The organism is Microvirga vignae (assembly GCF_001017175.1).
In the GTDB taxonomy this organism is placed as follows: Bacteria; Pseudomonadota; Alphaproteobacteria; order Rhizobiales; family Beijerinckiaceae; genus Microvirga; species Microvirga vignae.
This window is the reverse complement of the sequence record NZ_LCYG01000103.1, coordinates 1-22,523: the sequence shown is the minus strand read 5'-3', so window position 1 is coordinate 22,523 and position 22,523 is coordinate 1. Positions and strand designations below refer to the sequence as shown.

At 62.9% G+C, this 22,523-nt stretch carries 22 protein-coding genes; 11 read left to right on the top strand and 11 right to left on the bottom strand.

The features are described from left to right. Positions 1 to 54: 54 nt before the first annotated feature. The 4 genes from AA309_RS28130 to AA309_RS28115 are packed head-to-tail and all read right to left on the bottom strand — an operon-like array spanning position 55 to position 4,518. A complete protein-coding gene (locus tag AA309_RS28130) occupies positions 55 to 831 on the bottom strand; it encodes an enoyl-CoA hydratase/isomerase family protein (protein WP_047192332.1) in 777 nt (258 codons plus the stop codon). Then, positions 828 to 2,447 carry an acyl CoA:acetate/3-ketoacid CoA transferase gene (locus AA309_RS28125; protein ID WP_150117809.1) on the bottom strand — a complete coding sequence of 540 codons (1,620 nt, stop codon included), beginning with the start codon at positions 2,445 to 2,447 and terminating at the stop codon, positions 828 to 830. Before AA309_RS28125 ends, AA309_RS28130 begins: the two co-directional genes overlap by 4 nt. Continuing rightward, positions 2,447 to 3,472 carry a Gfo/Idh/MocA family protein gene (locus AA309_RS28120; protein ID WP_047192330.1) on the bottom strand — a complete coding sequence of 342 codons (1,026 nt, stop codon included), beginning with the start codon at positions 3,470 to 3,472 and terminating at the stop codon, positions 2,447 to 2,449. Before AA309_RS28120 ends, AA309_RS28125 begins: the two co-directional genes overlap by 1 nt. After that, complete coding sequence (locus AA309_RS28115; RefSeq protein WP_047192329.1) at positions 3,469 to 4,518, bottom strand: LacI family DNA-binding transcriptional regulator; 1,050 nt, start codon at positions 4,516 to 4,518, stop codon at positions 3,469 to 3,471. The genes AA309_RS28120 and AA309_RS28115 overlap by 4 nt, the downstream gene beginning before the upstream one ends. Positions 4,519 to 4,722: 204 nt before the next feature. On the opposite strand from AA309_RS28115, the gene AA309_RS28110 reads away from it, so the two are divergent. From AA309_RS28110 to AA309_RS37915, 6 genes are all read left to right on the top strand, one after another. After that, positions 4,723 to 5,883 carry a dihydrodipicolinate synthase family protein gene (locus AA309_RS28110; protein WP_047192328.1) on the top strand — a complete coding sequence of 387 codons (1,161 nt, stop codon included), beginning with the start codon at positions 4,723 to 4,725 and terminating at the stop codon, positions 5,881 to 5,883. 168 nt (positions 5,884 to 6,051) lie between these two features. Further along, the gene (locus tag AA309_RS28105; protein WP_047192327.1) at positions 6,052 to 7,293 is read left to right on the top strand and encodes a glycerate kinase type-2 family protein; all 1,242 of its coding nucleotides are present in this window, start codon (positions 6,052 to 6,054) and stop codon (positions 7,291 to 7,293) included. 41 nt (positions 7,294 to 7,334) lie between these two features. Beyond that, entirely contained in the window at positions 7,335 to 7,814 is a 480-nt protein-coding gene (locus tag AA309_RS28100; RefSeq protein WP_244470523.1) for a heme-degrading domain-containing protein, read from the top strand. A gap of 129 nt (positions 7,815 to 7,943) precedes the next feature. Further along, complete coding sequence (locus tag AA309_RS28095; protein ID WP_047192326.1) at positions 7,944 to 8,384, top strand: PAS domain-containing protein; 441 nt, start codon at positions 7,944 to 7,946, stop codon at positions 8,382 to 8,384. A gap of 94 nt (positions 8,385 to 8,478) precedes the next feature. After that, positions 8,479 to 8,772 (top strand): DUF1194 domain-containing protein, encoded by a 294-nt coding sequence (locus AA309_RS37515; RefSeq protein ID WP_342027988.1) that lies wholly within the window; start codon positions 8,479 to 8,481, stop codon positions 8,770 to 8,772. After that, positions 8,720 to 8,905, top strand: a complete 186-nt coding sequence (locus AA309_RS37915; RefSeq protein ID WP_052955057.1) for a DUF1194 domain-containing protein — start codon at positions 8,720 to 8,722, stop codon at positions 8,903 to 8,905. Before AA309_RS37515 ends, AA309_RS37915 begins: the two co-directional genes overlap by 53 nt. Positions 8,906 to 9,230: 325 nt before the next feature. On the opposite strand, the gene AA309_RS28085 is transcribed toward AA309_RS37915, so the two are convergent. From AA309_RS28085 to AA309_RS35515, 3 genes are read right to left on the bottom strand one after another with little or no spacing between them, the layout of a single operon-like run. Further along, positions 9,231 to 10,694 carry a hypothetical protein gene (locus tag AA309_RS28085; RefSeq protein ID WP_150117808.1) on the bottom strand — a complete coding sequence of 488 codons (1,464 nt, stop codon included), beginning with the start codon at positions 10,692 to 10,694 and terminating at the stop codon, positions 9,231 to 9,233. Continuing rightward, positions 10,672 to 11,058 carry a hypothetical protein gene (locus AA309_RS28080; RefSeq protein WP_052955056.1) on the bottom strand — a complete coding sequence of 129 codons (387 nt, stop codon included), beginning with the start codon at positions 11,056 to 11,058 and terminating at the stop codon, positions 10,672 to 10,674. The genes AA309_RS28085 and AA309_RS28080 overlap by 23 nt, the downstream gene beginning before the upstream one ends. A gap of 42 nt (positions 11,059 to 11,100) precedes the next feature. After that, positions 11,101 to 11,268 (bottom strand): hypothetical protein, encoded by a 168-nt coding sequence (locus AA309_RS35515; RefSeq protein ID WP_160310561.1) that lies wholly within the window; start codon positions 11,266 to 11,268, stop codon positions 11,101 to 11,103. A gap of 14 nt (positions 11,269 to 11,282) precedes the next feature. Between AA309_RS35515 and AA309_RS28075 the strand changes: the two genes are divergently transcribed. Then, a complete protein-coding gene (locus AA309_RS28075; protein WP_047192324.1) occupies positions 11,283 to 12,470 on the top strand; it encodes a YncE family protein in 1,188 nt (395 codons plus the stop codon). Between the two features lie 365 nt (positions 12,471 to 12,835). Here the strand turns inward: AA309_RS28075 and AA309_RS28070 are convergent, their stop codons facing one another. After that, positions 12,836 to 13,285 (bottom strand): universal stress protein, encoded by a 450-nt coding sequence (locus AA309_RS28070; RefSeq protein WP_047192350.1) that lies wholly within the window; start codon positions 13,283 to 13,285, stop codon positions 12,836 to 12,838. Positions 13,286 to 13,649: 364 nt separating this feature from the next. On the opposite strand from AA309_RS28070, the gene AA309_RS28065 reads away from it, so the two are divergent. The 3 genes from AA309_RS28065 to AA309_RS28055 all read left to right on the top strand — a co-directional run bounded on the left by AA309_RS28065 (position 13,650) and on the right by AA309_RS28055 (position 16,184). Beyond that, positions 13,650 to 14,405 (top strand): extensin-like domain-containing protein, encoded by a 756-nt coding sequence (locus AA309_RS28065; protein WP_160310560.1) that lies wholly within the window; start codon positions 13,650 to 13,652, stop codon positions 14,403 to 14,405. A 347-nt stretch (positions 14,406 to 14,752) separates the two neighbouring features. Beyond that, positions 14,753 to 15,019 (top strand): metal-sensing transcriptional repressor, encoded by a 267-nt coding sequence (locus AA309_RS28060; protein WP_047192323.1) that lies wholly within the window; start codon positions 14,753 to 14,755, stop codon positions 15,017 to 15,019. A gap of 7 nt (positions 15,020 to 15,026) precedes the next feature. Continuing rightward, the gene (locus AA309_RS28055; protein ID WP_047192322.1) at positions 15,027 to 16,184 is read left to right on the top strand and encodes a HoxN/HupN/NixA family nickel/cobalt transporter; all 1,158 of its coding nucleotides are present in this window, start codon (positions 15,027 to 15,029) and stop codon (positions 16,182 to 16,184) included. Between the two features lie 34 nt (positions 16,185 to 16,218). Here the strand turns inward: AA309_RS28055 and AA309_RS28050 are convergent, their stop codons facing one another. Both AA309_RS28050 and AA309_RS28045 read right to left on the bottom strand, forming a co-directional pair. Next, positions 16,219 to 16,689 carry a methyltransferase family protein gene (locus tag AA309_RS28050; RefSeq protein ID WP_047192321.1) on the bottom strand — a complete coding sequence of 157 codons (471 nt, stop codon included), beginning with the start codon at positions 16,687 to 16,689 and terminating at the stop codon, positions 16,219 to 16,221. 288 nt (positions 16,690 to 16,977) lie between these two features. Further along, on the bottom strand, positions 16,978 to 18,183 hold the full coding sequence (locus AA309_RS28045) for an MFS transporter (protein ID WP_047192320.1): 1,206 nt from the start codon (positions 18,181 to 18,183) through the stop codon (positions 16,978 to 16,980). 370 nt (positions 18,184 to 18,553) lie between these two features. On the opposite strand from AA309_RS28045, the gene AA309_RS28040 reads away from it, so the two are divergent. Further along, positions 18,554 to 19,570 (top strand): LLM class flavin-dependent oxidoreductase, encoded by a 1,017-nt coding sequence (locus AA309_RS28040; protein ID WP_047192319.1) that lies wholly within the window; start codon positions 18,554 to 18,556, stop codon positions 19,568 to 19,570. Between the two features lie 316 nt (positions 19,571 to 19,886). Here AA309_RS28040 and AA309_RS28035 read toward each other — a convergent pair whose 3' ends face one another. After that, the gene (locus AA309_RS28035) at positions 19,887 to 22,175 is read right to left on the bottom strand and encodes a putative bifunctional diguanylate cyclase/phosphodiesterase (RefSeq protein WP_047192318.1); all 2,289 of its coding nucleotides are present in this window, start codon (positions 22,173 to 22,175) and stop codon (positions 19,887 to 19,889) included. Positions 22,176 to 22,523 lie beyond the last annotated feature (348 nt).

Below are 22,523 nucleotides of genomic sequence, written 5' to 3'. Positions count from 1 at the left end.
GCCGCATCCAGCCGCGAACGATCGAGTCTGATGGGTGCATTCATGGGTCGTTCCTCAGGTGTTCGAATAGGTTGGGGTGCGCTTTTCCCGGAAGCTCGCGACCCCTTCTTTGAGGTCGGCGGTGTAGGAGACGAGCGCGCCAGCGATGCCCTCGACGGCGGCAGCGGTCTCCTCGCCCTCGGCTGAATTGATGAGTTCCTTGCTGATCGACACAGCGATCGGCCCGCGTTCGGCGACGCGCTTTGCGATTTCCAGCGCTCGCGCGAAGGCAGTGCCTTGAGGCACGATCTCATCGACGATACCCCGGTGCTGGGCCTCCTCACCGGACAGGAGCTCGCCCGTCAGCGACAGATGCCGGACGTTCTGGGAGCCGAAGCGTCGAACGAGGCGCTGCGTCCCCGACCAGCCGGGCACCATTCCAAGACCTGTTTCCGGAAGGCCGATCTTGATCTGGGGCTCCGCGACCCGGATATCGGCGGTAGCGGCGAGTTCCAAGCCTCCGCCGAGTGCATGGCCACTGAGGGCAGCGATCAGGGGCACTCTCAGCCGGGCCAGCCGATCGAAGGCGCGGTGTCCCAGCCGCGTCCACACTCGCCACATGTCGAGGGGCTCGAGAGCACCCCAACCTGCGATGTCCCCGCCCGCGCAGAAGGCTTTCCCCTCGCCCGTGATGATCGCACAGCGGATCTCACGGCTTCTCTCGATTGCATCCGCAGCCTCTACCAAGGCCTCGATCATGGGCATGTCGAGGGCATTGAGCTTTTCGGCGCGGGCTAGTGTGATGGTTGCGATCGGGCCTTCGACCTGAAAGCGGACATACGGTGTCGTCATGCCGCCCTCCTCTGCGTCTTTGGGCCGGATTCCCTTCTCGGAATTTGCAGGCCGAGCAGCTCCGGCTGGAAAAGAGCGGCATCCATCAGTTTGGGAGTGGACGGCACCAGCAGGGGGAACGCGGCATGGGCGAGAACATCACGTTCGAGATCGATGCCGGGCGCGATCTCAACGACCGCGATACCCTCTGGCGTCAGCTTCAGGACGCAGCGCTCGGTCACGTAGGTGATGTCCTGGCCCTGTTCGATCGCGCGCCGGCCTGAGAAGGAGACGTGCTCGACGGCCTCGACGAGCTTGTCTACCTTGCCCTCCTTCACGATCCTGAGCGTGCCGTCCACGATCTCGAACTTGGCTCCGGCCGTGTAGAATCCGGAGAAGACGATTCGCTTGGCGTGGCTCGAGATGTCGACGAATCCACCCGCGCCCGCGGTGACATGCGGCCGCGCGCTCAACTTGGAGACGTTTACCGATCCGTTGCGGTCGATCTGCAGAAAGGAAAGCAGCGACAGATCAAACCCACCACCTTGGAAATACGTGAAATTGTATGGCGATGGCATGATCGCCTCGGCATTCGACGAACAGCCGAACTTGAAATCAAGCAATGGAATGCCACCGACAGCACCGTGTTCGATCATCCAGGTGACGTCGCCGTGACATCCCTCCTCGATCAGGATCCTGGGGACGTTGGCCGAAATGCCGAAGCCGATGTTGACAGCATCTCCGTAGTTCAACTCCTGCGCGACGCGACGCGCGATGACTTTGGAGATATCAAACTCCGGAATCGTGAAGCTATCGATCGGCCGGAAGATCTCGCCGGAGATCGCAGGATCGTAGACGGTTTGGGTCGTCTGCATCTGGTCGGGCGCGACGACGATCACGTCCACGAGGATCCCGGGTACCAGTACGTCATGGGGCTTGAGCGTTCCGCTCTTGGCCAAGCGCTTCACCTGCGCGATGACGAGGCCGCCATTGTTGCGAGCGCTCAGTGCCTGCTCGATTGGACCGAGATAGGCGCCCTCGTGCTCATACGAGAGGTTGCCGCGTTCGTCCGCCGTCGTTGCGCGAATAATGGCGACATCCGGAACGATGCTCTTGAAGTAGAGCCAGTCGTCACCGTCGAAATTGACGGTATTCACAATCGGCTCCGCGGCCGCCTGCTCGTTCATCGCGCAGCCTTCGTGGGAGGGATCGACGAAAGTGTCCTTGCCCACCTTCGTGAGCACGCCGGGACGCATCGCCGCGGCCTCGCGGTGCATATCGAACAGGATACCTGACGGAATGTTGTAGGCCGGGATCTCGTTGTTCGTGATCATCTTCCAGATAGCCGGCGGCTCGGCCAAGGACGGGCCTGACGGGTAGGACCCTGCAATGATCCGAGCCAGCAATCCTGGCTTGGCGAGATGGTCGACACCCTTGATGCCCGACATATCGCCTGCCGCAATTGGATGAACTGTGGTCAGCGTGCGCGGATGGCCTGTCTCATCAAACCGCTTTCCGATGGCTGCCAGGATAGCGTCAGGGCAACCAAGTCCAGAGGCCGATGACACCGTCACCGTCGCGCCGTCCGGAATGAGAGCTGCGGCTTCTTCGGCCTGGAGGATACGGGGAAAAGTCATCATGAAACCTTCGAGCTGATGGATTGAAAAGGATCAATTTCGGTGACGCGGGACGTCTTCGCCGACTCGAGGGCTGCGGCGGCAACTGCAAGGGACCAGATTCCGTCCTCGCCTGTTGCTGCAGGCTCCCCCTCGCCGTTCACCGCTGCGGTGAAGCGTGCGACACCGCGCTCGTAGAGGTTGGTACGATCAATCGACAAAAGCTCTTCGCCTGCAGCCGTTCTCAGCAGAACATCGCCAACAGGCTTCTGTGTCATGCAATTGGTGCCAATGAGAGAGCCGTCTGTACCGTGGACCTCGAATCCCGTCTTGGCGTACGCCGTCGTGAAAGCGTCGTGGAACTGGGCCAGCAGGCCCGACTTGAAGCGGATCGCGCCCATGGCGCCATCCTCAACATTGCCCTGGGACATGCCCGCAGACTGGGTCAGCGCCGTGACCTCGACTGGGTCATCGGCCAGGACAAAGCGGAGCGTGTCCGCATCGTGCACGGTGATATCCAGGACCACGCCGGCGCCAGCATTCGGACTCGTCAGGCGCCAACCTTGCAGGTGAGCTGGAAGATAGACGGCATGAAACACGCGGGCGAACAGCGGGCGCCCGATCCGGCCTGCCGCGATGGCCTCGCGCATGGCGCGGTGCGTCCCGGCGTTGCGAAGATGGTGGTTGGTTCCCAGCACGACGCCTGCGGCGCGGCAGGCATCGACCATCTCGCGCGCCTCTCCGACGGTGAGGGCGAGCGGCTTCTCGCATAGGATGTGCCTGCCGGCGCGGGCAGAGCGAAGGACCTGATCGTGATGGAGCTCGTTGGTCGTCGAGATATAGACGGCGTCGACCTCCTCCAGCAGCGCATCCAGGCTGGTGGTCGCATGCGGGATGCCGTTGGCCTTTCCATAGGTGGTAGCGCGGTCCCGGTCACTGCTCATGACGGACGCAACCGTGCCGCCCGTCGAGCGGATGGCGTCAATCATCCACTCCCGGGCGATCGTGCTCGCTCCTATCAACCCCCAGCGAAGTGGTCTGCTCATGATACCTTCCTCTTTCTTGGTGGCGGGCAGCAGCTTTCGCGAACGACCAGCCGGGCCTCGCCGATGTAGGTTTCTGGGGTCCGGCTGCCGGACGCGATCTGGCGCAGGAGCATTTGCGCGGCGCGCTCACCGAGGTCACCCGCATCGACCGCAACCGTGGTGAGCGGTGGAGAAATCTGCCGAGCCTCCGCGGTATCGTCGAAGCCAGTGATCGCCATGTCCCGGCCCGCCACCGCTCCCTTGCGGCCCATGGCCAGCATGGCGCCGATCGCGACAACATCGTTGAAGCACACGACGGCGGTCGGCCACTCCGAACGGGTCAGCAGGTTGGACATCGCGGTGAAGCCTCCGTCCTTGCTCGGCATCGACTCCAGCATGAGCGCGGGATCAGCGTGCAGCCCGGCCTCCTCAAGCGCACGGGTGAAGCCGGCAACCCGATCCTTGCGCACGGCCATAGCTTCCATGCCGCCGAGGAAGGCGATCCTGCGGTGCCCGAGGGAAATCAGATGGGCAGCAACGCGGGCGGCGCCCGCCGCGTTGTCGGACGCCACGAGCGATGCTCGGGCACCGGGCACACGCCGGATAGCCAGGATGAGCGGCATGCCGAGATCGAGCAGGTCGTTGACTTCGCGACCCTCGGTCTCGAGCGCTGGACAAAGGATGATTCCCGACGCCCCATGCTCCCGCATCGAGCGCACGACTTCGGCCTGTCGGACGACACTCTCGGCCGTATTGGCGATAAACGGAATGTATCCCGACGTGCGCAGGACGCGCTCGATCCCAATGGCGAGCTCGGCAAAGAATGGGTTCGCAAGGTCATTGATGACCATGCCGACGATGCTCGACTGCGCACCCCGAAGGTTGGCGGCGCCGCGATTGTACACGTAGCCGAGCTTGGACATCGCCTTTGACACGCGGTCGCGGGTTTCTTCCGCCACAAGGGAACTGCCCTTGAGCACGAGCGACACTGTCGATTTGGAGACACCCGCCTCGCGAGCAATGTCAATGATCGTGACATTCGCCGAGGCCCGCCGCTTACCGGACATTGGGGCTGCCTTTCCATCCCTAAATTTATTGGAACGTTCCATATCATGCCTAAAACGGCGGTGTAAATACCTCTTTCACAGCAGATTCCCCTCGGTACTCCGAAAGAGAGTAGCAATCTAGGGCTTGTGGATTCTTTTGGAACGTTCTAAAAGACGCGGGCAGAAGGGCGCGGGGAGGCGGCCTATTCGGGAGGTATAAACGCCATGTCTCAGATTGATTTGCTACGTCTTGATGGCTCGCGTGAGGCCTATCGGGTCGGCGAAGCATCGCCCTACCCGCTCACGTACACGGGCCAGATGCCCCGGACCGTTTATGCCGCCGCCCATGTCGTGGCCGACTCCATCGCGCAGACGAAGCCATGGCAATCATCGAAAGTGGACTGGGACGCCACCTTGAAGTTCCGCCACCATCTGTGGGGGCTAGGGCTCAAGATCGCCGAGGCAATGGATACGTCTCAACGAGGCATGGGTCTCGATTGGCATGGCGCCAAGGAATTGATCAAGCGGTCGCTCCAGGAAGCGAAGACAGTTCCGGGGGCTGACTTGGCCTGCGGCGCCGGAACGGATCACCTGGACCCTGCGAACGTGCGGTCCCTCGATGACGTGGTTGCTGCCTATGAGGAACAGCTGGGCCATGTCGAAGCCTGCGGCGGACGCGCCATCCTGATGGCCAGCCGTGCCCTCTGCAAGGTTGCAAAGTCGAAGGATGATTATCTGTACGTCTACGACCGGATCATCAGCCAGGCGGCCGATAAAGTCATCCTGCACTGGCTCGGCGAGATGTTCGACCCGCATTTGGCAGGATACTGGGCGAGCAGCGACGTCGATGTCGCAATGGCAACTTGCATTGAGCTCATCAACGCCCATCCCGGAAAGATTGAAGGCATCAAGATTTCTCTCCTTGAGCGCTCGCATGAAGAGAAAATGCGGGCGCTTCTTCCAGCCGACGTGAAAATGTACACGGGTGACGACTTCAACTACGCAGACCTGATTGAGGGCGATGGCAAGCACCATTCGCATGCCCTTCTGGGTATTTTCGACCCGATCGCGCCAGCCGCCGCCGCGGCCATGGACTGTCTGGCTAAGGGTGACAGTGCAGGATACCACGCGATCCTCGATCCGACCGTGGAGCTGTCGCGCCGCATCTTCGAGGCGCCAACCCAGTACTACAAGGCAGGCGTCGTCTTCCTCGCTTGGCTGAACGGCTTCCAGAACCATTTCCGAATGGTCGGCGGCATGGAGTCGGCCCGTGGTATCCTCCACTATTCGGAAATCTTTCGGCTGGCCGATCGGGCGCGTCTCCTCGTCGACCCTGATCTTGCAGTCGAGCGGATGCGTCAGTTCAACGCCCTGAACGGCGTCTAGGCCGACCCGATGTTGCGGCGGGCCGGAGCTCGGCCTCTGGTCCCAGGGGAAACATACTACCTTCCCTGCTGACGTTAGAGGATGCAATGACAGGCTTGATGCCATTCGCAGGCTGTCCGGCTATCGTGTCCGCCCGCGACGGCGCGCCTGACGGAGAAGGTTGGGTCAATGGCTGAGGATGTCAGGATACTTCACTCCTTGTTCGAGGCGGCCTTGGCCGCGGCCCTGCCCGACGGCAAGTTCACTTCCAAGTTGCCGGCCCCTCCAGGGGGCCGGACGATCGTGGTCGGCGCCGGCAAGGCGTCCGCCCGGATGGCCCAGGCCTTCGAGGCCGCTTGGCCTCATCCCTGCGAGGGCCTCGTGGTGACCCGCTACGGTCATGCGGCGCCCACGCAGAGGATCGAGATCGTCGAGGCCTCACACCCTGTTCCGGACCAAGCAGGTGTCGACGCGGCAGAGAGAATCCTGGAGCTGGCGTCGGGCGCTGGGCCTGACGACCTGGTCGTCTGCCTCATCTCGGGAGGCGCGTCGGCCCTGCTTTCGCTGCCGGCGAAGGGCGTGACGCTGGCGGACAAGCAGGGTGTCACGCAAGCCCTCCTCAAGTCAGGGGCCCCCATCCACGAGATGAATAAGGTGCGCAAGGCGCTCTCCCGCATCAAGGGTGGCCGATTGGCCTTGGCGGCCATGCCGGCGCGGGTTGTGACCTACGTCATCTCCGACGTGCCCGGCGACGATCCTGCCAGCATCGGCTCGGGTCCCAGCATTCCCGAGCCGCAGGATGCCAACGACGCCTTCTCCATTCTTGACCGTTACGGAGTCGAGGTCTCGCCTTCCCTAAAGGATGCGATCCTCAAGAACTGCCAACGGACCCACGAGGCCACAGCAAGCGACGTCCGCGTCCTGGCAACGCCGATGATGGCCCTTGAGGCAGCGGCGTTGAAGGCCCAGGAGATGGGACTCAATCCGCTGATCCTCGGAGACGCGATCGAAGGCGAAGCACGCGAGGTTGCGAAAGCCTTTGCCGGCATCGCACGCTCGGTGAGCGATCACAACGTGCCGGCACCGAAGCCGTGCGTTCTCCTCTCAGGTGGAGAAACGACGGTCACTGTTCGCGGGAATGGCCGGGGAGGCCGGAACGCCGAGTTCCTTCTTGCGCTATACCTCGCACTGTCGCACCTGCCGAATGTTGCCGCCCTGGCCTGTGATACTGACGGCATCGATGGAGTTGAGGACAACGCAGGCGCGTGGTTCGAAAATGGCAGCCCGCCTTCTGGGGCCTCTGCCTCGGAGGCTCGCTCATTTCTCGCGAACAATGACGCCTACGGCTATTTCTACAAGCTGGATCAGCTTGTCGTGACAGGCCCTACGTTGACCAACGTCAACGATTTCAGGGCAATCCTGATCAGATAATTGAAGACTTGGACAATAGGCGGTAGGAGCCTCGGAGATCGATGATGAACGACAGCAATAGCCTTGATGCTCTCCTGGCTGAGGAGCAGGAGCTGCAGTTTCCATCGTTCAGCGCGGACGTCGCGTGGATGCTCGGCAGCCATATCTACCAGCGCGCAAGGGCTGATGCTCTTCCAATCGCGATCGAGATTTCGAGGAGCGGCCAGCGGCTATTCTTTGCGGCCTTACCCGGAGCAACGCCGGACAATGCCGAGTGGATTCGCCGCAAGCGGGCGGTCGTACAACGGTTCCACCATAGCTCCCTCTACATGTCGGTCGAGGCCGAGCAAAAGGGACGCCCATTTCTACAGCGTTATGGACTTTCCGAGCAGGATTATGCGGCGGCCGGAGGCGGGTTTCCGATATTCCTCAAGGATACGGGTTGTGTAGGCACCGTCGTCGTCAGCGGCCTCCCTCAACTCGAGGATCATCGCTTGGTCACGGAGTCGGTCCGAGCGGTCATTGCCCAGCTGGCAAAGTAATATCTCGGGGCTGAAGGTTGCTCGATGCACCTCGACGCGTTCAACTAAGGCATGGCCCTTGGTTGGCCAGCAACCTTCTCCTCTATCTCATCCCCAACGGGGGTGGCTTCCAAACGTGAGGGTGTGAGCATGGATCTGAACCGGCTCGTTGCGGACGCGATCCTCGCCGCCGCTGCCGACGCTGTGGTGGCGACGGATCGCGACGGGATCATTCGGGTGTGGAACCCGGGCGCCGAGCGGATCTTCGGCCATCGCCCCGACGAGGCGGTCGGTCAGTCGCTCGATCTCATCATTCCCGAGCGCCTGCGAGCCCGCCACTGGGAAGGATTCCGTCATGTTATGGCAACAGGCGAGAGCCATTATGGCGAGGGCGACCTCCTGTCGGTGCCGGGCCTGCGTCAGGACGGTCAGCGGATCTCGCTGGAGTTCACCATCGTGCCACTCAAGGACGAACAGGGGCAGATGCAAGGTATCGCCGCCGTCATGCGCGACGTGACAAGCCGGTTCGAAGAAATCAAAGGCCTCAGGCAGAAGCTGGCCGAGGCCGTCGCGCGCGCCAACGGTCGATGAAGGATCAAGCTGGTTCTCCGATGTTCAGTCCGCTGCCCGGTTTCTGATCCCTACAAAACGTAGCACCCTTGCCCCACTCTCGGAGGCACGCGATGTGTTGAATCAGATTCCTTCTGGTCCGCTAACGTTGTTTGGCACTCTCCTGGGCTTACTGCCGACGCGGGCCCAGACCGCCGTCGACACGACCCTCGTCATTGCGGTCGACATCTCTTACTCGATGGACCAGGACGAGCAGGAACTCCAGAGAGAAGGCTATCCGAGGCGTTCCGCTCACCTCTTGTCCAGGAGGCCCTTGCGAATGGCCTCCCGGGCCGGATTGCCGTCACGTCCATGGAATGGGCGGGGTTACGAACCAGCGGGTGGTGATTCCCTGGACAGCGCTCGGTAATACCGAAACCATCATGGCGTTCGCCGACAGGATTCCGGGCATTCGCCTGGAGCACGGGCAGTTGACCTCTGTGTCCGGCGCCATCCATGCGGCCATAGATCTATTCGACGGCAGTGGCTTCGGGGCAGTCTGAAAAGACTGCAAGTTCGAGTTCGCCTCAAGGTCGGTTCTGGGTCAAAGGCGACATGACGCGCGTCCATTGAAGGTCTGCTTATGAGCAGAGAGCGACCTTTTCGAGGAGCAGCCCAGTGCTCGGAGCCACGGTCTCACTGCGAATGAGACAAGCCTCGGCCCGCGCATTCCAATTGAGGGATATCCAAGCTGCAAAGCGGACCAAGACGTCGCTTCCGCTTTGTGCCAGTTGCGGATGTTCGATATAGAGCCTCGATACCGTCCCCCTCTATCCAGTCGCGTCCATGACGAGACCGCAGGTGCCTCAGCAAGAACTGCATCCACTTTCATGGTTGGACGATGGGTTGCGACAGGATCCAGAGGCTCATGACGGTATAGCCCACCATAAGGACCAACATGGGCCCCTGGCTCCGGCGTGCGGCCTTGGACGTCCGAAACACCGCAAGAGCCGTCTCGTGTGCGAGCCAAGTCGCAAGAATGTGGCCCGACACGATAGCTCCCACCGCCATGAACCAGACGAAGCGCGCGTCCACGATCCCGATGTTGATCCGATAGAGCACAGTCCCGAACAGATCCCATCCGAATCCAAAGGGATCTGAGGCAAGCGGGATCGCGAATTGTCCCGCCAGAAGCAGGAACGAGAGGTAATGCGCCAGATGATAAGCGATTGCGATGGGCACGAGTGACAGCACAAACCGTCCACTCAGCGTGCGTAATGAGTGTTCCGTTTCACCCGACGCCATCCGCATCATAGCGATCACTGAGATATAGGTGCCCCCTAAGACCAGCGGAGCCAGACAAAGCAGCAAGGTCGCGGGTAAGTCATACGAGATTGCCTGCATCGCTTCGGCGCCCTCAAATCTCTCGACGAATGTTGCCCAGGCGGGGGTTTCCAGCAGGCCGTCCACGGACACTGTCGCGAGCATCAGAAGTGTGAACGCGGTCAGCGAGGCCGACAGGGGGCGGGCGGACAGAAGCCCGACTGCATATGGTCGCAGCCACCAGCACCAGCGCAGGCCGGTTCCGGCGATCTTTAGCGGAGCGAACCGCCCGAGGATGGCAAAGGCCACGGAAAAAGCGTCTCCATTCCGCAGCCAGACGGATGGACCGAACAGGTGACACCCGATCCAAGTCAGACCAAGATAGGTCATGCCTCCCAGCGCGACGTTGCGCGGGATGTCCCGGCCCGATGCGATCAATTCGAGCCATGCCATCAGAAGAAAGAAGGCTCCGGCCGGCCATGCGCCGAGCCAGGCCGGGTATCTCCGGAAGCGTCCTCGTCCAAGTACCGAGTGCCGAGGCCAGCTTCTCACGCGCTGTCCCCACTCCCAAGCGATCACAGCTGGATTTACGAGCCGCCATGGGTTGACGACAAGGGCCGCCAGAAAGGTCATGCCCACCCACCAGATCACCCAGACGAACACCGGGGCGATGTTCTTGAACGGGTTCTGATTGCCGAGGAGACCTGCCGCCACGATCAGAAGGAACAGGCCTAGCGAGAGGCCCTGTAGGACGACAACAAGCCACCGGGGAAATCTGCCGCTGGTGAAGACCAGGGGGCGGTCCTTGATTGGTCGGGCTGACGTGCGGAAGAGTGTCAGGAATGCGAATGAGGCCACAACAGCCGCTCCGGCCCCCAGCAGATACAGCCAGAGCGGCAGGGGAAGGTCATAGCGGGCGCCCAGTCCATGGGCTTGAGCCTCACCGGGTAGGATGCTGCAAAGCACGGGTGTGGCACCGGTTCGGAGGAACGAGCCTCTGCCTGCCCTAGCGTGGATGTACTTCGACATAGACGAGAATCCGGTCGCGTCCCGCGCCACCATGGATCTCGACCGGGAACCGGCCGGTGGCATCGGCAGTAAAAGTCATGTGCTGCGGGCTGCCGGGGGCGGCCGTGATCTCGATGTCGTAGCCATGCAGGTGGAGCATGATCATCCGGTCCGTCGTCCAGAGGATATCCACCTGATCGCCCCGCACCACTTGGAGCACCCGTGGCTTGCCCGCCACCCGGCCATTCTCGAGGATCATGTCGAAGCGCTTTATCGTGCTGGCATCCTGCCCCATGGCCGGAAGAGTGCACGGCACGATCAGGAACATCGCTGCGAAGAGGTCCTGGCCAAGGCGGGTCAGGAAGGTATCTGCGGCTCGGGACATGATCCCCGCTCCCGCTTCTCATCAACATGTGACGAGTGTAGACTAAGCGCCTGTGTTCGTCAGGTCGGGCTTGATCTCGATATGGCGTAGGCGCGGATCAGCCTGGAAAGGCGCGACGGCCATCCTGACCAGCGTCAGCGTTCCCGCATTCTGCCGCTCCTTCCGAGGCGGGCGGATCGTACAGTCAAAGCTTACGCTCTTATCCAGCATCACAGGAGAACCCTATGTCACGCGCTTGCCTGATAGCGGGATTGACCGCAGCTCTTCTCGGCTCGGTGGGTGCTCGAGCCGAAATTCTCGCCATGGCCAACTATGAGAGCAAGCCGCCGGACGCCCTCAAGACTTTCAAGCACCCGGTTGCCGGCCAGACACGCCAGGAGGGGATTGCCGTCATCGACGTCGATCCCGCCTCGCCCAACTACAAGAAGATCGTTGAGACCATCCCGCTGCCGCCGGACCTTGTCGCCCATCACATCTTCTATAACCGGGACTCGACCAAGGCCTATGTGACCTCGCTCGGCAAGAGCGAGCTTGGCGTGATCGACACCACGAAGCGCCCCTTCGCCATCAAGCAGGTGGCCGTGCCCGACTGCAGGATCGGCGAGGACGTGGTGTTCTCCGCCGACAACAGGCGCTGGTTCCTGACCTGCCTCGGTTCGTCCAATGTGATCGCGGGCGATGCGCTCAAGGACGAACCGACCCAGACCATTGCCTTGCCGCATCCCTATGCGCACGGCATCAGCCTCCATGACGAGATCGACCGGATCCTCGTGACCAACACGGTTCGCGGGTCGGATCTTGGGGACGCCGGCGAGATGATCACGGCGATCGAGGCCAGCACCGGCAAGGTGCTGGAGAGCTACAAGGTCTCGAACAAGCCCTCGCCCTCGGGAGAGGCCCCGGTCGAGATCCTGTTCGTCCCGGGCGCAGACCCGCCCGTTGCCTACGTGACCAACATGTATGGTGGCACCCTTTGGACGGCGACCTGGGATGCGACGAAGAAGGGTTTCAATGTCGCGCAAGTCTTCGACTTCGGATCGGTCAAAGCCGGGGTGCCTCTCGAACTCTACGTGGTCAGCAAGGACGACCGGCCGGACCGGCTTCATGTCACGACGGCCAAGCCCGGCCACCTGCATGTGTTCGATATCAGCCACAATCCTGGACAGCCGAAACTGTTGAACTCGATCGCGGCGGCGGAAGGTGCCCACCACGTGGCCTACACGAAGGACGGGCGCTTCGCCTACGTGCAGAATTCGCTGCTCAACCTGCCTGGCATGAACGACGGCTCGATCACGCTGGTCGATCTGAACAAGGGCGAGGCGATCGACAGCATCGACACGCTGAAGGATCAGGGCTTTGCGCCCAACAGCATTGTGCTCCTGCCCGAGTGGAACGACATGGCAGGTCACTGACGAAGAGGAGTGGCCTGTGACTTCGGTTGCAGGCCAATCCCGGAGAGCTTTGCTGATGGGATCCTCCAGCCGAGCCCCGGCAGGGCCGGTCCGTACCTTCGTGCCAATGGCGATCCCTCGGCGCGGCCGCGTAAAGGTCAGCTTGCCGCTCGCAAGCTGACCAAGGCGCAACATCCGAAATGTGCCATCTGGACATTCCAGGCTCACAGCATCGCACACGCCGGATCCTTGACTGCTTACAGGTAGAACTTCGCAGAGGGCCGTTTCTGGAACAACGGACTGGGCTTGGTCGCGGGACGGCGGGCTCGTGGTGACCCGAAGGTCACACGTCACTGCCGGTGTTCCGGATGATCCGGGCAGCTAACCTACCGGACTACCAAGACGGGAACGGTGCTGTGCGCCAGCACCTCGGCCGCTTGGCTGCCCAACAGAACACGACCGAGGCCACGGCGTCCATGCGAGGACATGACGATTAGATCGCATCCCTGGCTCTGACAGGCGGTGATGATGCCTTCGGCTGGGTGCTGGTCCGCGACATGCAGTGTCTGAACATCCAGCCCCTGCTGTTCTTGCGCCAGATTGACGGCAGTATCCAGAATCCTGCGTGCGGCCGCCTTCGCGCGTTGTTCGTACTCATCGACCGGATTGTGCTCGCTCATTCGTGCTTCATGAGCCATGTCCCAGGCCGACCACATTTCCGTGACTGTCACGACGGTCACCGTAGCTCCTAGACCTTTTGCGAGCGCGAGGCCGTGCACCAGCCCCCTGGTCGCCAGTTCCGAACCATCAGTTGCAATCAGGACGTGATTGTACATGACCGCTACTCCGCTCGTTGCCGCTTGCAATTGGATATAGCGCAGCTGCTGCCGAAACCATGCCGCCATCAGCGCCGAGGGGTAGTCGCTCCGGTTCTGGCACATCGTCCCGTCCGACGACAAGCGCCGGGCGCGCCTCAACCTGATTGCGCACATGCTCAGCCGAATCCCCACGAGAGGGTCAAGGTCGAGTTGCCGAAAATGCCGAAGGCGGAACCAGACCCGGGAGCCGAGGACCGGCTGCCCGCAAGGCATATCGTGCCGACCCGATAAAGGCCTGAGCCCGGAGCAGCCGCCGGCGGCACCCGGACGAGTGAACCGGAAGCGCGGCGGCTACGTTCCTCCTGAAAGCGAGGTGAGACTCATGGTGCGCCCCGGAGTGGTGCTTGCAGCAATTGCGGTCCTGGGAGCCGGCCCGAGCTTGGCGCAGCCGGGGCCACCCCTGCCCCCGCCGCGACCGCAGGACGCGCCCTCGCCCGCACCGCCGCCCGCATCTCCTGTCGAGACGCCTCGGTCGACCCCGGCAGAGAAAGGGACGGCTCAGGCCGTGGCGGAGCCGGATCCATGCTTGGCCCGGCTCAGGGCTGGCGGGTTCGAGGTCGCGGCGGCCGATCAGCCCTCGACCTCGAACGAACTCTGCCGGATCGAAACCCCGCTGCGTCTGAAGGCTGTGCCCGTGCCGTCCAGGCCGGGGGCAATCGTCCGCCTCGACGACGAACCCATTCTGGCCTGCCGCTTTGCCGACGCCTTCGGCCGATGGGTGGGAGATCTGGTGGCGCCGGTGGTGGCGGGAGCGCTCAGGACGGAGTTGAAGAGCGTCCGGACCGGACCGGGTTTTGCGTGCCGCAACCGCAATCGGGCTGAAACCGGCAAGCTGTCGGCCCATGCCGAAGGGCTGGCCATCGACATCGCAGGCTTCGAGCTCGCGGACGGAACGACCCTGCGCATCAAGCCGGACGGCGACGCACCTCCCAACCCTGCCCTTGCTGCCCTGCGCACGGCTGCCTGCGGTTGGTTCACCACGGTCCTAGGACCGGGATCGGACGCGGCCCATGCCGACCACCTCCACGTGGACGTGCAGCAGCACGGGTCAAGCGACCGTTACCGAATCTGCCAATAGCCGGACCAGCACAGCGGTCCCGCGGACCACCGTGCAGACAACCCGGGAGCTGGCGCCGCCGTCTCTGCATATGGTTCAGGGAGGCACCCCGGCGCTTAGGTCGGAACGCCACGTCGGCGATGACGAACGTGAGCAGGATAGGGCTCTCATCTGAATGACCCGAAGTTCGGGGCGCTCTCGGCGACGAGCCAACCCGCTGCAACCCCGCCACAGGCCAGGAGCCTGCGGACGGACCTTTAAGCAGAGCCAGCGACTTCGCGAGATGATCGTGACTGGCAGAATACCATTGGGACCTGCCAAGCAGCAGATGACTTGCTACATCCTCCCCAGGAGGATAGGTAAGCTGCATGATTCATGCAAGCCATCCCGACATCATCGCCCGCCTGAAGCGGGCCCATGGTCACCTCGCCTCCGTCATCCAGATGATCGAGGCAGGCCGTCCCTGCGTCGATCTCGCCCAGCAACTTCACGCCGTCGAGAAGGCAATTGCGAATGCCAAGCGCGAACTGATCCAGGACCACATCGACCATTGTCTGGAAGACGCCACGGGCCAGGGAGGTCGTGAGGCTAAGGAGGCGCTGGCCGAGTTTAAGACCCTCACCAAGTACCTATGAGGCCCTGATGCCCGATATCGCTGAAATTCTTCGCGCCGGAGGCAATGGCTGGATCTATCTGCCAGTTGCTGTTCTGCTAGGGGCTCTGCACGGATTGGAGCCCGGGCACTCGAAGACCATGATGGCGGCCTACATCGTCGCGATCCGCGGCACCATCGGACAGGCGATCCTGCTGGGCGTCTGCGCCGCCCTCTCCCACTCGCTGATCGTCTGGATCGTCGCGATGCTCGGCCTGTCGCTCGGGCGCGAGATCCTGAACTCGCATTTCGAGGCCTGGCTGCTGATCGCCTCGGGCGTGATCATCCTCGGCATCGCCGCCTGGATGCTCTGGCGCACGGGCCAGAGCATCGGCTGGTTCCGGAGACACCAGCATGGGGATCATCACCATGGTCATGATCATGACGACCACCACCGTCGCGACGAGGTGAGAATCATCGACACGGGGCATGGTGTCGTGGAACTCTCGATCTTCGAGGATGGCGTACCGCCCCGCTGGCGTCTGCGCACGATCAGCGGCAACGCTTGGCGGGCCGGGGACGTGATGCTCTCGATCGAGCGCGGTAACGGCTCGGAGGAGCGATTCCGATTTGTCCAGCGTGACGGATATCTCGAATCCGCAGGCGAGATCCCGGAGCCACACGCGTTCACGGCCCGCCTACGGCTATCGCACGGTGATCATGCCCACACGTACAAGGTCGCCTTCGCCGAGCACCACCATGACTATGGGCACCATCACCATGGTCATGATCATGCCCATCAGGACGAGGACGCGCATGAGCGCGAGCATGCCGAGCAGATCGCGCGCCAACTCGCGGCCAACGGCGGGCAGGTCACGACAGGGCAGATTGCGCTCTTCGGCATCACCGGCGGCCTGATACCCTGCCCGGCTTCGATCACGGTGCTGCTGATCTGTCTCCAGCTTGGCCAGCTCACGCTCGGGGCTGCCACGGTGGCCGCCTTCAGCCTCGGCCTGGCGATCACCATGGTGTCCATCGGCGTCGCCGCCGCCTGGGGCGTGCATCACGCCTCGAAGCGGATCAACCTGTCGGATCGTATTCTGCGGCACCTGCCGCTGGCCTCGGCGGGCCTCGTGGCCACGCTCGGTATGATCATGCTGGTGCAGGGGGTCGTCGACCTGGCGGCACCGGCGACGGCCCTGTCATGACCGGTGGGCTGGGCGCAGATTCATCAGGGTAGTGCTACAGCCAGCGTCGTACGCGCGAGCGGTAGCCGCGGTAGACATCGCCGAACTTGCGCTCGAGATAGGCTTCCTCGCGGGCCACGACGCCGTAGCGGATGACGAGCGCGAAGGGCACCAGCATCAGCAGAAGCCAGAGATTGTCGAACGCAATGGCCAAGCCGATCAGCCCCAGGAACATGCCGAGGTAGATGGGATTGCGCGTGAAGCGGTACGGTCCGCTCTGGACGATGGTGGTCGTCGGCAGGTTGGTGGGGACGTTCGAACCGGCCCCGGTCATCGTCACGATGGCCCAGGCGAACAGCGCCAGCGCGAAGACAAACACCATCGCGCCGAGCCAGCCTGCAGGCAGATCGGCCGGCAGGATCGGCAAGGGCACGAGTCCGTCGAGCACAAACCCGGCAATGACGGCTAGCCCCCATGCAAGCGGCGGCCTGATCATGACCTGAGCGGTATCTGCCGTGTCAGCCATAGCGGGGCTATGAACCCGATGTCGTTGTCCAAGTCGCATGTAGACTACCATAAACTGCTGCCAAAGCTGACCCACAACTCTGGAGCATCTCATCCCTGGGCCTGCGTGAATGGGTACACCAGTTCTGATCAACGTGATTTGGGATCAGTCGGTGAGAACGGAGGCCATACCGAGTAGCCAGGCTGCGACAATGAACGCCGCGCCCAAAGCGGTCAGCCACAGCAGCCGCGTCGTGGAGGTGTTCATCACTCTCCCCGTAATACGACCAGAATGCCGGTCGTGATCGCGTCAGCGTTCCTCCGGTGGCTTGATGGCCGAGAACTGCCGCAGCAGGGTCAGGTCATAGGCCGCCTTCAGGGTGCCGGCGAGGACGAGCGGCCAGCCGAAGGGCGACACGGTCAGCAGCCATCCGGAAAGGAGGGGCGCGAGAGCCGAGGCGAGGCTGCGGGGCACGGCCGTGACGCTCGCGGCGGCAGGCCTCTCCTCCGGCCGGACCACAGCCATGACGTAGGACGACCTGGTCGGCACGTCCATCTGCGACAGCAAACTCCTCAGGATCAGAAGCCCGAACGCAATCCAGATCGTCGGCGCAAAGGCGGTCAGGATCAGGAAGACGCTTGAGGGCAGATGCGTAAACACCATCGTGTTGATCAGCCCGAACCGCTGAGCCAGCGGCACCGCCGCGAAGTATGAAGCCGCTGAGCACAGGCTGGTGACGAAGAAGATCGCCCCGATGGTGGCGACGCCGATGCCGAACCGCTCGCTGAGCCAGATCGTGAGCAACGCATTGATGACGAGCCCACCGCCAAACGCGTCGACCGAGAACAGGGCCGCCAGCCGGTAGACGATCTCACGCGACGGCCCGAGCGGTGCTGGCGGGGCGTCCGTGCCAGCCTCCACCCGAGCCGACAGATGCCGGTAGAGGAGGAACGTGAGCAGTCCGAGCGCACCGTAGAGCACAAAGAGAGCTGCGGTCGTCGTTGATGGCGCGACGACCTGTGCAAGCCAATCGACCACGCCGACCGAGAGCGCCCCAAGGGCACCGAAGAAGGCGCCGACGAAGCTGTAGCGGGCGAACACCGCTGTCCGGTCCTCGTCGGCGACGACGTGGGAGACGACGGTGTGCTCCAGAGGCAGGAAGACGCTGACGTCGCCGCCGGACGGATTGAGGGTTCCGACGAAGGCGATCACGAGCAACGGCCAGAACGCCTCGATCCCGGCGAACCCCAGACCGGTCGCAGCCATCAGGAGGCCAGCGGCCAGAAGGGCTTGACGCCGCGGGATCCGGTAGGCGACGAGCCCTAGGGCGAGCGTCAGCAGGGCGGAGCCCAACAGGGAGGCGGTCGAGACGAGACCGACACCGAAGGCATCGTAGCCGAGACGCGAGAGATGCACAGGCAGCAGGATCGCGATGTAGCCGTCGCCGAACGCCCGCAGGGAGCGGGCCCAGAGGACCCGCTTGATGTCCGGCGGCAGACCCTGGCTCGAGCGCATCCGGACACCCGCTTCGGAGCGGGTCTTGACTTCAATGGTTCTGGTTAATGGCATGCAGCGTCCCCTTTGGAAAACAGGACGCGATGCTTGGGCATGCCGCCTCGTGGGGAGATCGCGATCCCCATGGGCTCAGTAGATGTCCGCCGCAGGCCTCTGTCAACCACGTGAGCCTTCCTGTGTTCTTACGGTCACCTTCGGGTCAGACTGAGAAATCCCATGTCCTTTCAGTGTGTCCGGCATGAGCTGCTTGAGCGGACATCTGGCAAGATTGACCTGCCGTGGCAGCAATCATAGGGGATCTTCGGGACGAACAGCCAATCTGCCTGCTATCGTGTCGATTCGACTGAAGGCATTTGCATAGGACTGCCCCATGAAGAAGATTGGTTTTCTCTCGTTCGGGCACTGGTCACCCTCGCCGCAGTCACGGACGCGGTCGGCCCGTGATACCCTCCTCCAATCCATCGATCTTGCCGTGGCGGCAGAGGAACTTGGCGCGGACGGCGCTTACTTCCGCGTCCATCATTTCGCGCGCCAGCTCGCCTCGCCCTTCCCGCTGCTAGCGGCGATCGGCGCGAGGACGAGCCGCATTGAGATCGGCACCGCCGTCATCGACATGCGCTACGAGAACCCTCTCTACATGGCCGAGGATGCTGGCGCGGCCGATCTGATCAGCGGCGGGCGTCTCCAGCTCGGCATCAGTCGCGGCTCGCCTGAACAGGTGATCGATGGCTGGCGCTATTTCGGCTACGGGCCCGACGAAGGCCAAAGCGATGCCGACATGGCCCGCCATCATGCCGAAGTGCTCCTTAACGTTCTCAAGGGCGTGGGTTTTGCCGAGCCAAACCCACGCCCGATGTTTCCCAACCCGCCTGGCTTGCTGCGCATCGAGCCGCATTCGGAAGGCCTGCGCGAACGCATCTGGTGGGGGTCCGCCTCCGATGCGACTGCCGTATGGGCCGCGCAGCAGGGCATGAACCTCCAGAGTTCGACCCTGAAGGAGGACGAGACGGGCGAGCCCTTCCACGTCCAGCAGGCCAAGCAGATCCGACGCTACAGGGAAGCGTGGAAGGAGGCGGGGCATGCCCGCGAGCCCCGCGTCTCGGTCTCGCGCTCGATCTTCGCACTCGTGGACGACCGCGACCGCACCTATTTCGGGCACGGCAAGGACAGCGACCAGATCGGCATCATCGACAACATGCGCGCGATCTTCGGCCGCTCCTACGCCGCGGAGCCAGACAGGCTCGTGGAGGAACTCAAGGCAGACGAGGCGATTGCAGAGGCCGATACGCTGCTTCTGACCGTGCCGAACCAGCTCGGCGTCGATTACAACGTCCATGTCATCGAGGCCATCCTGAAGCATGTCGCTCCGGCGCTGGGCTGGCGATGATGATTGGGTCGTGGATCACGCTCGCAAACCGCCTCCTCATCGGGGCGGTTTTTTCGTTTGGGTAATCTGGGTACTGCGGCGAAGCCGTTGGTGGATCGTCACATAAAGACATTCACGCGCAAGTCCGAGACATGGAGGTCGACGCTCACGGCAACCTACGGGCGCTTGCTCAAACGACGCGGATCCGCCCCTGCCCATCCCCAGCCCACCCGTTGTGTTCACAAGAATCGAACCACAGCGCTACCGCAAGGTTTTCGGTGTTTCATCATTCCATCGCTGCCGGGACGAGGCCCGGACCTTCGCTCTTGCTGCCGGGTCAAGAAATGGTCCCGGGTGAGGTGAAAGGGCTCCATGCCTCGTCCGCTTGTGCCCGTCCATTCAACCTCGAGAGCAGACCCGCGACCCGATCCTCAGAAACGGCCCTGGAGAACAGGAATCCCTGCATCTCGCTGGCGCCCATGGCTGCGATCAGCCGCTTCTGCTCCTCCGTCTCCACGCCCTCCGCTGTCACCGTCAGGCCTAAGGCGCGCCCCAAGGTCACGATGGCCCGGAACACGGCGGCCGCATCAGTCCCGGTTGCACGGCCCAAGGGCTGAACGAATGAGCGGTCGATCTTGATCTTGTCAATCTCGAATTGCCGCAGATAGCTCAGGCTCGAATACCCAGTGCCGAAGTCATCAAGGGCGATCCTGAAGCCAGCCTCACGCAGGACGTGCAAGACGTCGCCGGCGCGTTCCCCGCTATCCAGCAGGATGCCCTCCGTGATCTCAAGCTCGATCCGGCGCGGATCGGCCCCGCAATCGCGCACGATTTCGATCACCCCCTCGGCAAATCCGCTCGCGCGGAACTGGACCGGCGACAGATTGATCGCGACGAACAGATCAGGCCACCGCCGTGAGGCCGCACAGGCCTGGCGCAGAACCCATTCGCTGAGCGGCATGATAAGCCCGGTTTCCTCAGCAATGGGGATGAACTGCTCAGGCGGAATCAGCCCCCGCGTTGGATGCTGCCAGCGCACCAGTGCCTCCAGTCCAATGACGGGCTGGCCTGCAGATGCAACCTCGGGCTGATAGAAGACCTGCAGGCCTTCGCCAGTAGCCAGTGCCGCCCGCAAGTCGTCCTCGATCTGGCGGCGCAGCTGCACCGTCTCATCCAGGACGGAGGTGAAATAGCGGTAGCAGTCCCGTCCCTCATCCTTTGCGTGATAGAGGGCAATATCCGCCTTGCGCAGCAGATCAATCCGCTCGTCGCCAGCCTCTGGAGCTAGAGCGACACCGATGCTGGTGCCCACAAAGACCTCGTGCCCGAAGAGATCGAAAGGCTGACGCACCGTCTTGAGAATGCGGGTGCACAACGCCTCTACGTCGGACCTGTCGGCGATCCCTACCTGCACGATGGCGAACTCATCGCCGCCCAGCCGGGCGAGCGTATCGCTGGTCCGCAACAGGCCTGACACGCGGCGGGCGAACTCCCGGATCAGCGCGTCACCAGCCTGGTGCCCCAGGGTGTCATTGACCGGCTTGAAGCGATCGAGATCAAGCGTCAGAACCGCCACCTTGTCCCCGCGTCGGGTGCGAGCGAGAGCCTGATCGAGACGGTCGTTGAAGAGTGCCCGGTTGGGCAGGCCGGTCAGGATGTCATGGAAGGCAAGGTGATGGGCGTGGGCCTCGCTGGCCTGCAACTCCAGGGTCGAGCGCCGGAGCGACCAAATGAGCAGTCCGACCACGAGGACGATGGCTCCACCCGTGAGCGCCGCCGCAGGTGCGAGGTCCCAGAGGGTGCGGCTGCCCGGCAGTTCGGGGCGCCAGATGAGGTAACCTGCGGGGTCCCCAAGGTCGGTCGTGAGCGGCAGGGCGACTTCATCGGCTGACGCCGTGTCGGTGCGCGACCAGCGTGGCGCCTTGAGCAGATGCCGCTGGGACAGCTCTTGGAGGAAGTCGCCGTCGAGGAAGCGGACGCTGACGAGGATGAACTCGCTGCCGGGCTGCTGCCTGACTGCGTCTGTCAGCGGCACGATCTTCGTCGCGCTCGCAGCAACTGGCCGCGCGAAGATTTCCAGCAGACGCCCACCGCCTGTAGCCTCCTCGGGTGACCGCCCAGCACGTCCTGACGGCCCATTGTCGTCCTCGTGTTCGGATCCGTCCGGCGGGTTACGCAGATGGTCGATGAGGGGCTGGAGCTCGCGCTGGACTGAATGAAAGCTGCTGGCCGACGTTCGTACCCCATGGAACATGGCATAGACCGGCTCATCGCGGGCGTTCAGGATGAAGACATGATCGTGCTCAAAATTCCGGTGCAGCCACTCGCCCATCCAGGTATCGACCCACTCCCAGTTCGGCGTGGCCCGGCTGAGCTGGACGACGGCCGGATCCCACATCGCGACTGCCTTCTGCTGACGTCCAAGCCTGTCGATACTGTTGTTGATGGCCCGACGGGCTGTCTCGACCTGGCGCTCGATCGAGATGGCGTCGCTTTCGCGAACGGCCTGTACCAGGGCAAGCCCGCAGAAGGCGAGAAGGAACAGGCTGACCAGCCCGACCGGAACCAGAACGCGGGTGGAAAAGCGCCACTGCGAGCGCGTTGCAGGCAAAATCAGACGGGACATGGGCCTTCGACCTCAGAAGTCTAGATTTCCGCAAAAGTGATCCTGGCCACCTAGCGGCTCAAAGATTGTGCCTGATGAAGCATCGCGGAGAACGGCTAATCCGCTTGGATTAACCGGCGTGAACCAAGCGGTCCATTCAGCCTGATGTCCTAGGTGTTGCGAGGTAAGGCCCATCCACCTGGCCTAGACCACCGGTCAATCGGAACACGATCACGAGTTGCAGCTGGTGAAGACGGGCTGAACTTTGTGGCGTAGCCGCTGCCGACACCGTCCGACCTGGGAAGCGAGACCCGGTTTCTTGAGCATGGAAGTAAGTCGATGGAATGTCTGCTAATGGGATGGACCGGC

What these genes read in the sequence shown, in the direction of transcription:
- AA309_RS28080 (WP_052955056.1), bottom strand. Translation starts at nt 11,058, where the DNA reads ATGTCCCGAGCCGCAGATACCTTCCTGACCCGCCTTGGCCAGGACCTC.
- AA309_RS28070 (WP_047192350.1), bottom strand. Translation starts at nt 13,285, where the DNA reads ATGTACAATCACGTCCTGATTGCAACTGATGGTTCGGAACTGGCGACC.
- AA309_RS28130 (WP_047192332.1), bottom strand. Translation starts at nt 831, where the DNA reads ATGACGACACCGTATGTCCGCTTTCAGGTCGAAGGCCCGATCGCAACC.
- AA309_RS28065 (WP_160310560.1), top strand. Translation starts at nt 13,650, where the DNA reads ATGGTGCGCCCCGGAGTGGTGCTTGCAGCAATTGCGGTCCTGGGAGCC.
- AA309_RS28085 (WP_150117808.1), bottom strand. Translation starts at nt 10,694, where the DNA reads ATGTCGAAGTACATCCACGCTAGGGCAGGCAGAGGCTCGTTCCTCCGA.
- AA309_RS28105 (WP_047192327.1), top strand. Translation starts at nt 6,052, where the DNA reads ATGGCTGAGGATGTCAGGATACTTCACTCCTTGTTCGAGGCGGCCTTG.
- AA309_RS28120 (WP_047192330.1), bottom strand. Translation starts at nt 3,472, where the DNA reads ATGAGCAGACCACTTCGCTGGGGGTTGATAGGAGCGAGCACGATCGCC.
- AA309_RS28115 (WP_047192329.1), bottom strand. Translation starts at nt 4,518, where the DNA reads ATGTCCGGTAAGCGGCGGGCCTCGGCGAATGTCACGATCATTGACATT.
- AA309_RS28040 (WP_047192319.1), top strand. Translation starts at nt 18,554, where the DNA reads ATGAAGAAGATTGGTTTTCTCTCGTTCGGGCACTGGTCACCCTCGCCG.
- AA309_RS28060 (WP_047192323.1), top strand. Translation starts at nt 14,753, where the DNA reads ATGATTCATGCAAGCCATCCCGACATCATCGCCCGCCTGAAGCGGGCC.
- AA309_RS28050 (WP_047192321.1), bottom strand. Translation starts at nt 16,689, where the DNA reads ATGGCTGACACGGCAGATACCGCTCAGGTCATGATCAGGCCGCCGCTT.
- AA309_RS28075 (WP_047192324.1), top strand. Translation starts at nt 11,283, where the DNA reads ATGTCACGCGCTTGCCTGATAGCGGGATTGACCGCAGCTCTTCTCGGC.
- AA309_RS28045 (WP_047192320.1), bottom strand. Translation starts at nt 18,183, where the DNA reads ATGCGCTCGAGCCAGGGTCTGCCGCCGGACATCAAGCGGGTCCTCTGG.
- AA309_RS28125 (WP_150117809.1), bottom strand. Translation starts at nt 2,447, where the DNA reads ATGACTTTTCCCCGTATCCTCCAGGCCGAAGAAGCCGCAGCTCTCATT.
- AA309_RS35515 (WP_160310561.1), bottom strand. Translation starts at nt 11,268, where the DNA reads ATGCTGGATAAGAGCGTAAGCTTTGACTGTACGATCCGCCCGCCTCGG.
- AA309_RS28055 (WP_047192322.1), top strand. Translation starts at nt 15,027, where the DNA reads ATGCCCGATATCGCTGAAATTCTTCGCGCCGGAGGCAATGGCTGGATC.
- AA309_RS28100 (WP_244470523.1), top strand. Translation starts at nt 7,335, where the DNA reads ATGATGAACGACAGCAATAGCCTTGATGCTCTCCTGGCTGAGGAGCAG.
- AA309_RS37915 (WP_052955057.1), top strand. Translation starts at nt 8,720, where the DNA reads ATGGGCGGGGTTACGAACCAGCGGGTGGTGATTCCCTGGACAGCGCTC.
- AA309_RS28095 (WP_047192326.1), top strand. Translation starts at nt 7,944, where the DNA reads ATGGATCTGAACCGGCTCGTTGCGGACGCGATCCTCGCCGCCGCTGCC.
- AA309_RS28035 (WP_047192318.1), bottom strand. Translation starts at nt 22,175, where the DNA reads ATGTCCCGTCTGATTTTGCCTGCAACGCGCTCGCAGTGGCGCTTTTCC.
- AA309_RS28110 (WP_047192328.1), top strand. Translation starts at nt 4,723, where the DNA reads ATGTCTCAGATTGATTTGCTACGTCTTGATGGCTCGCGTGAGGCCTAT.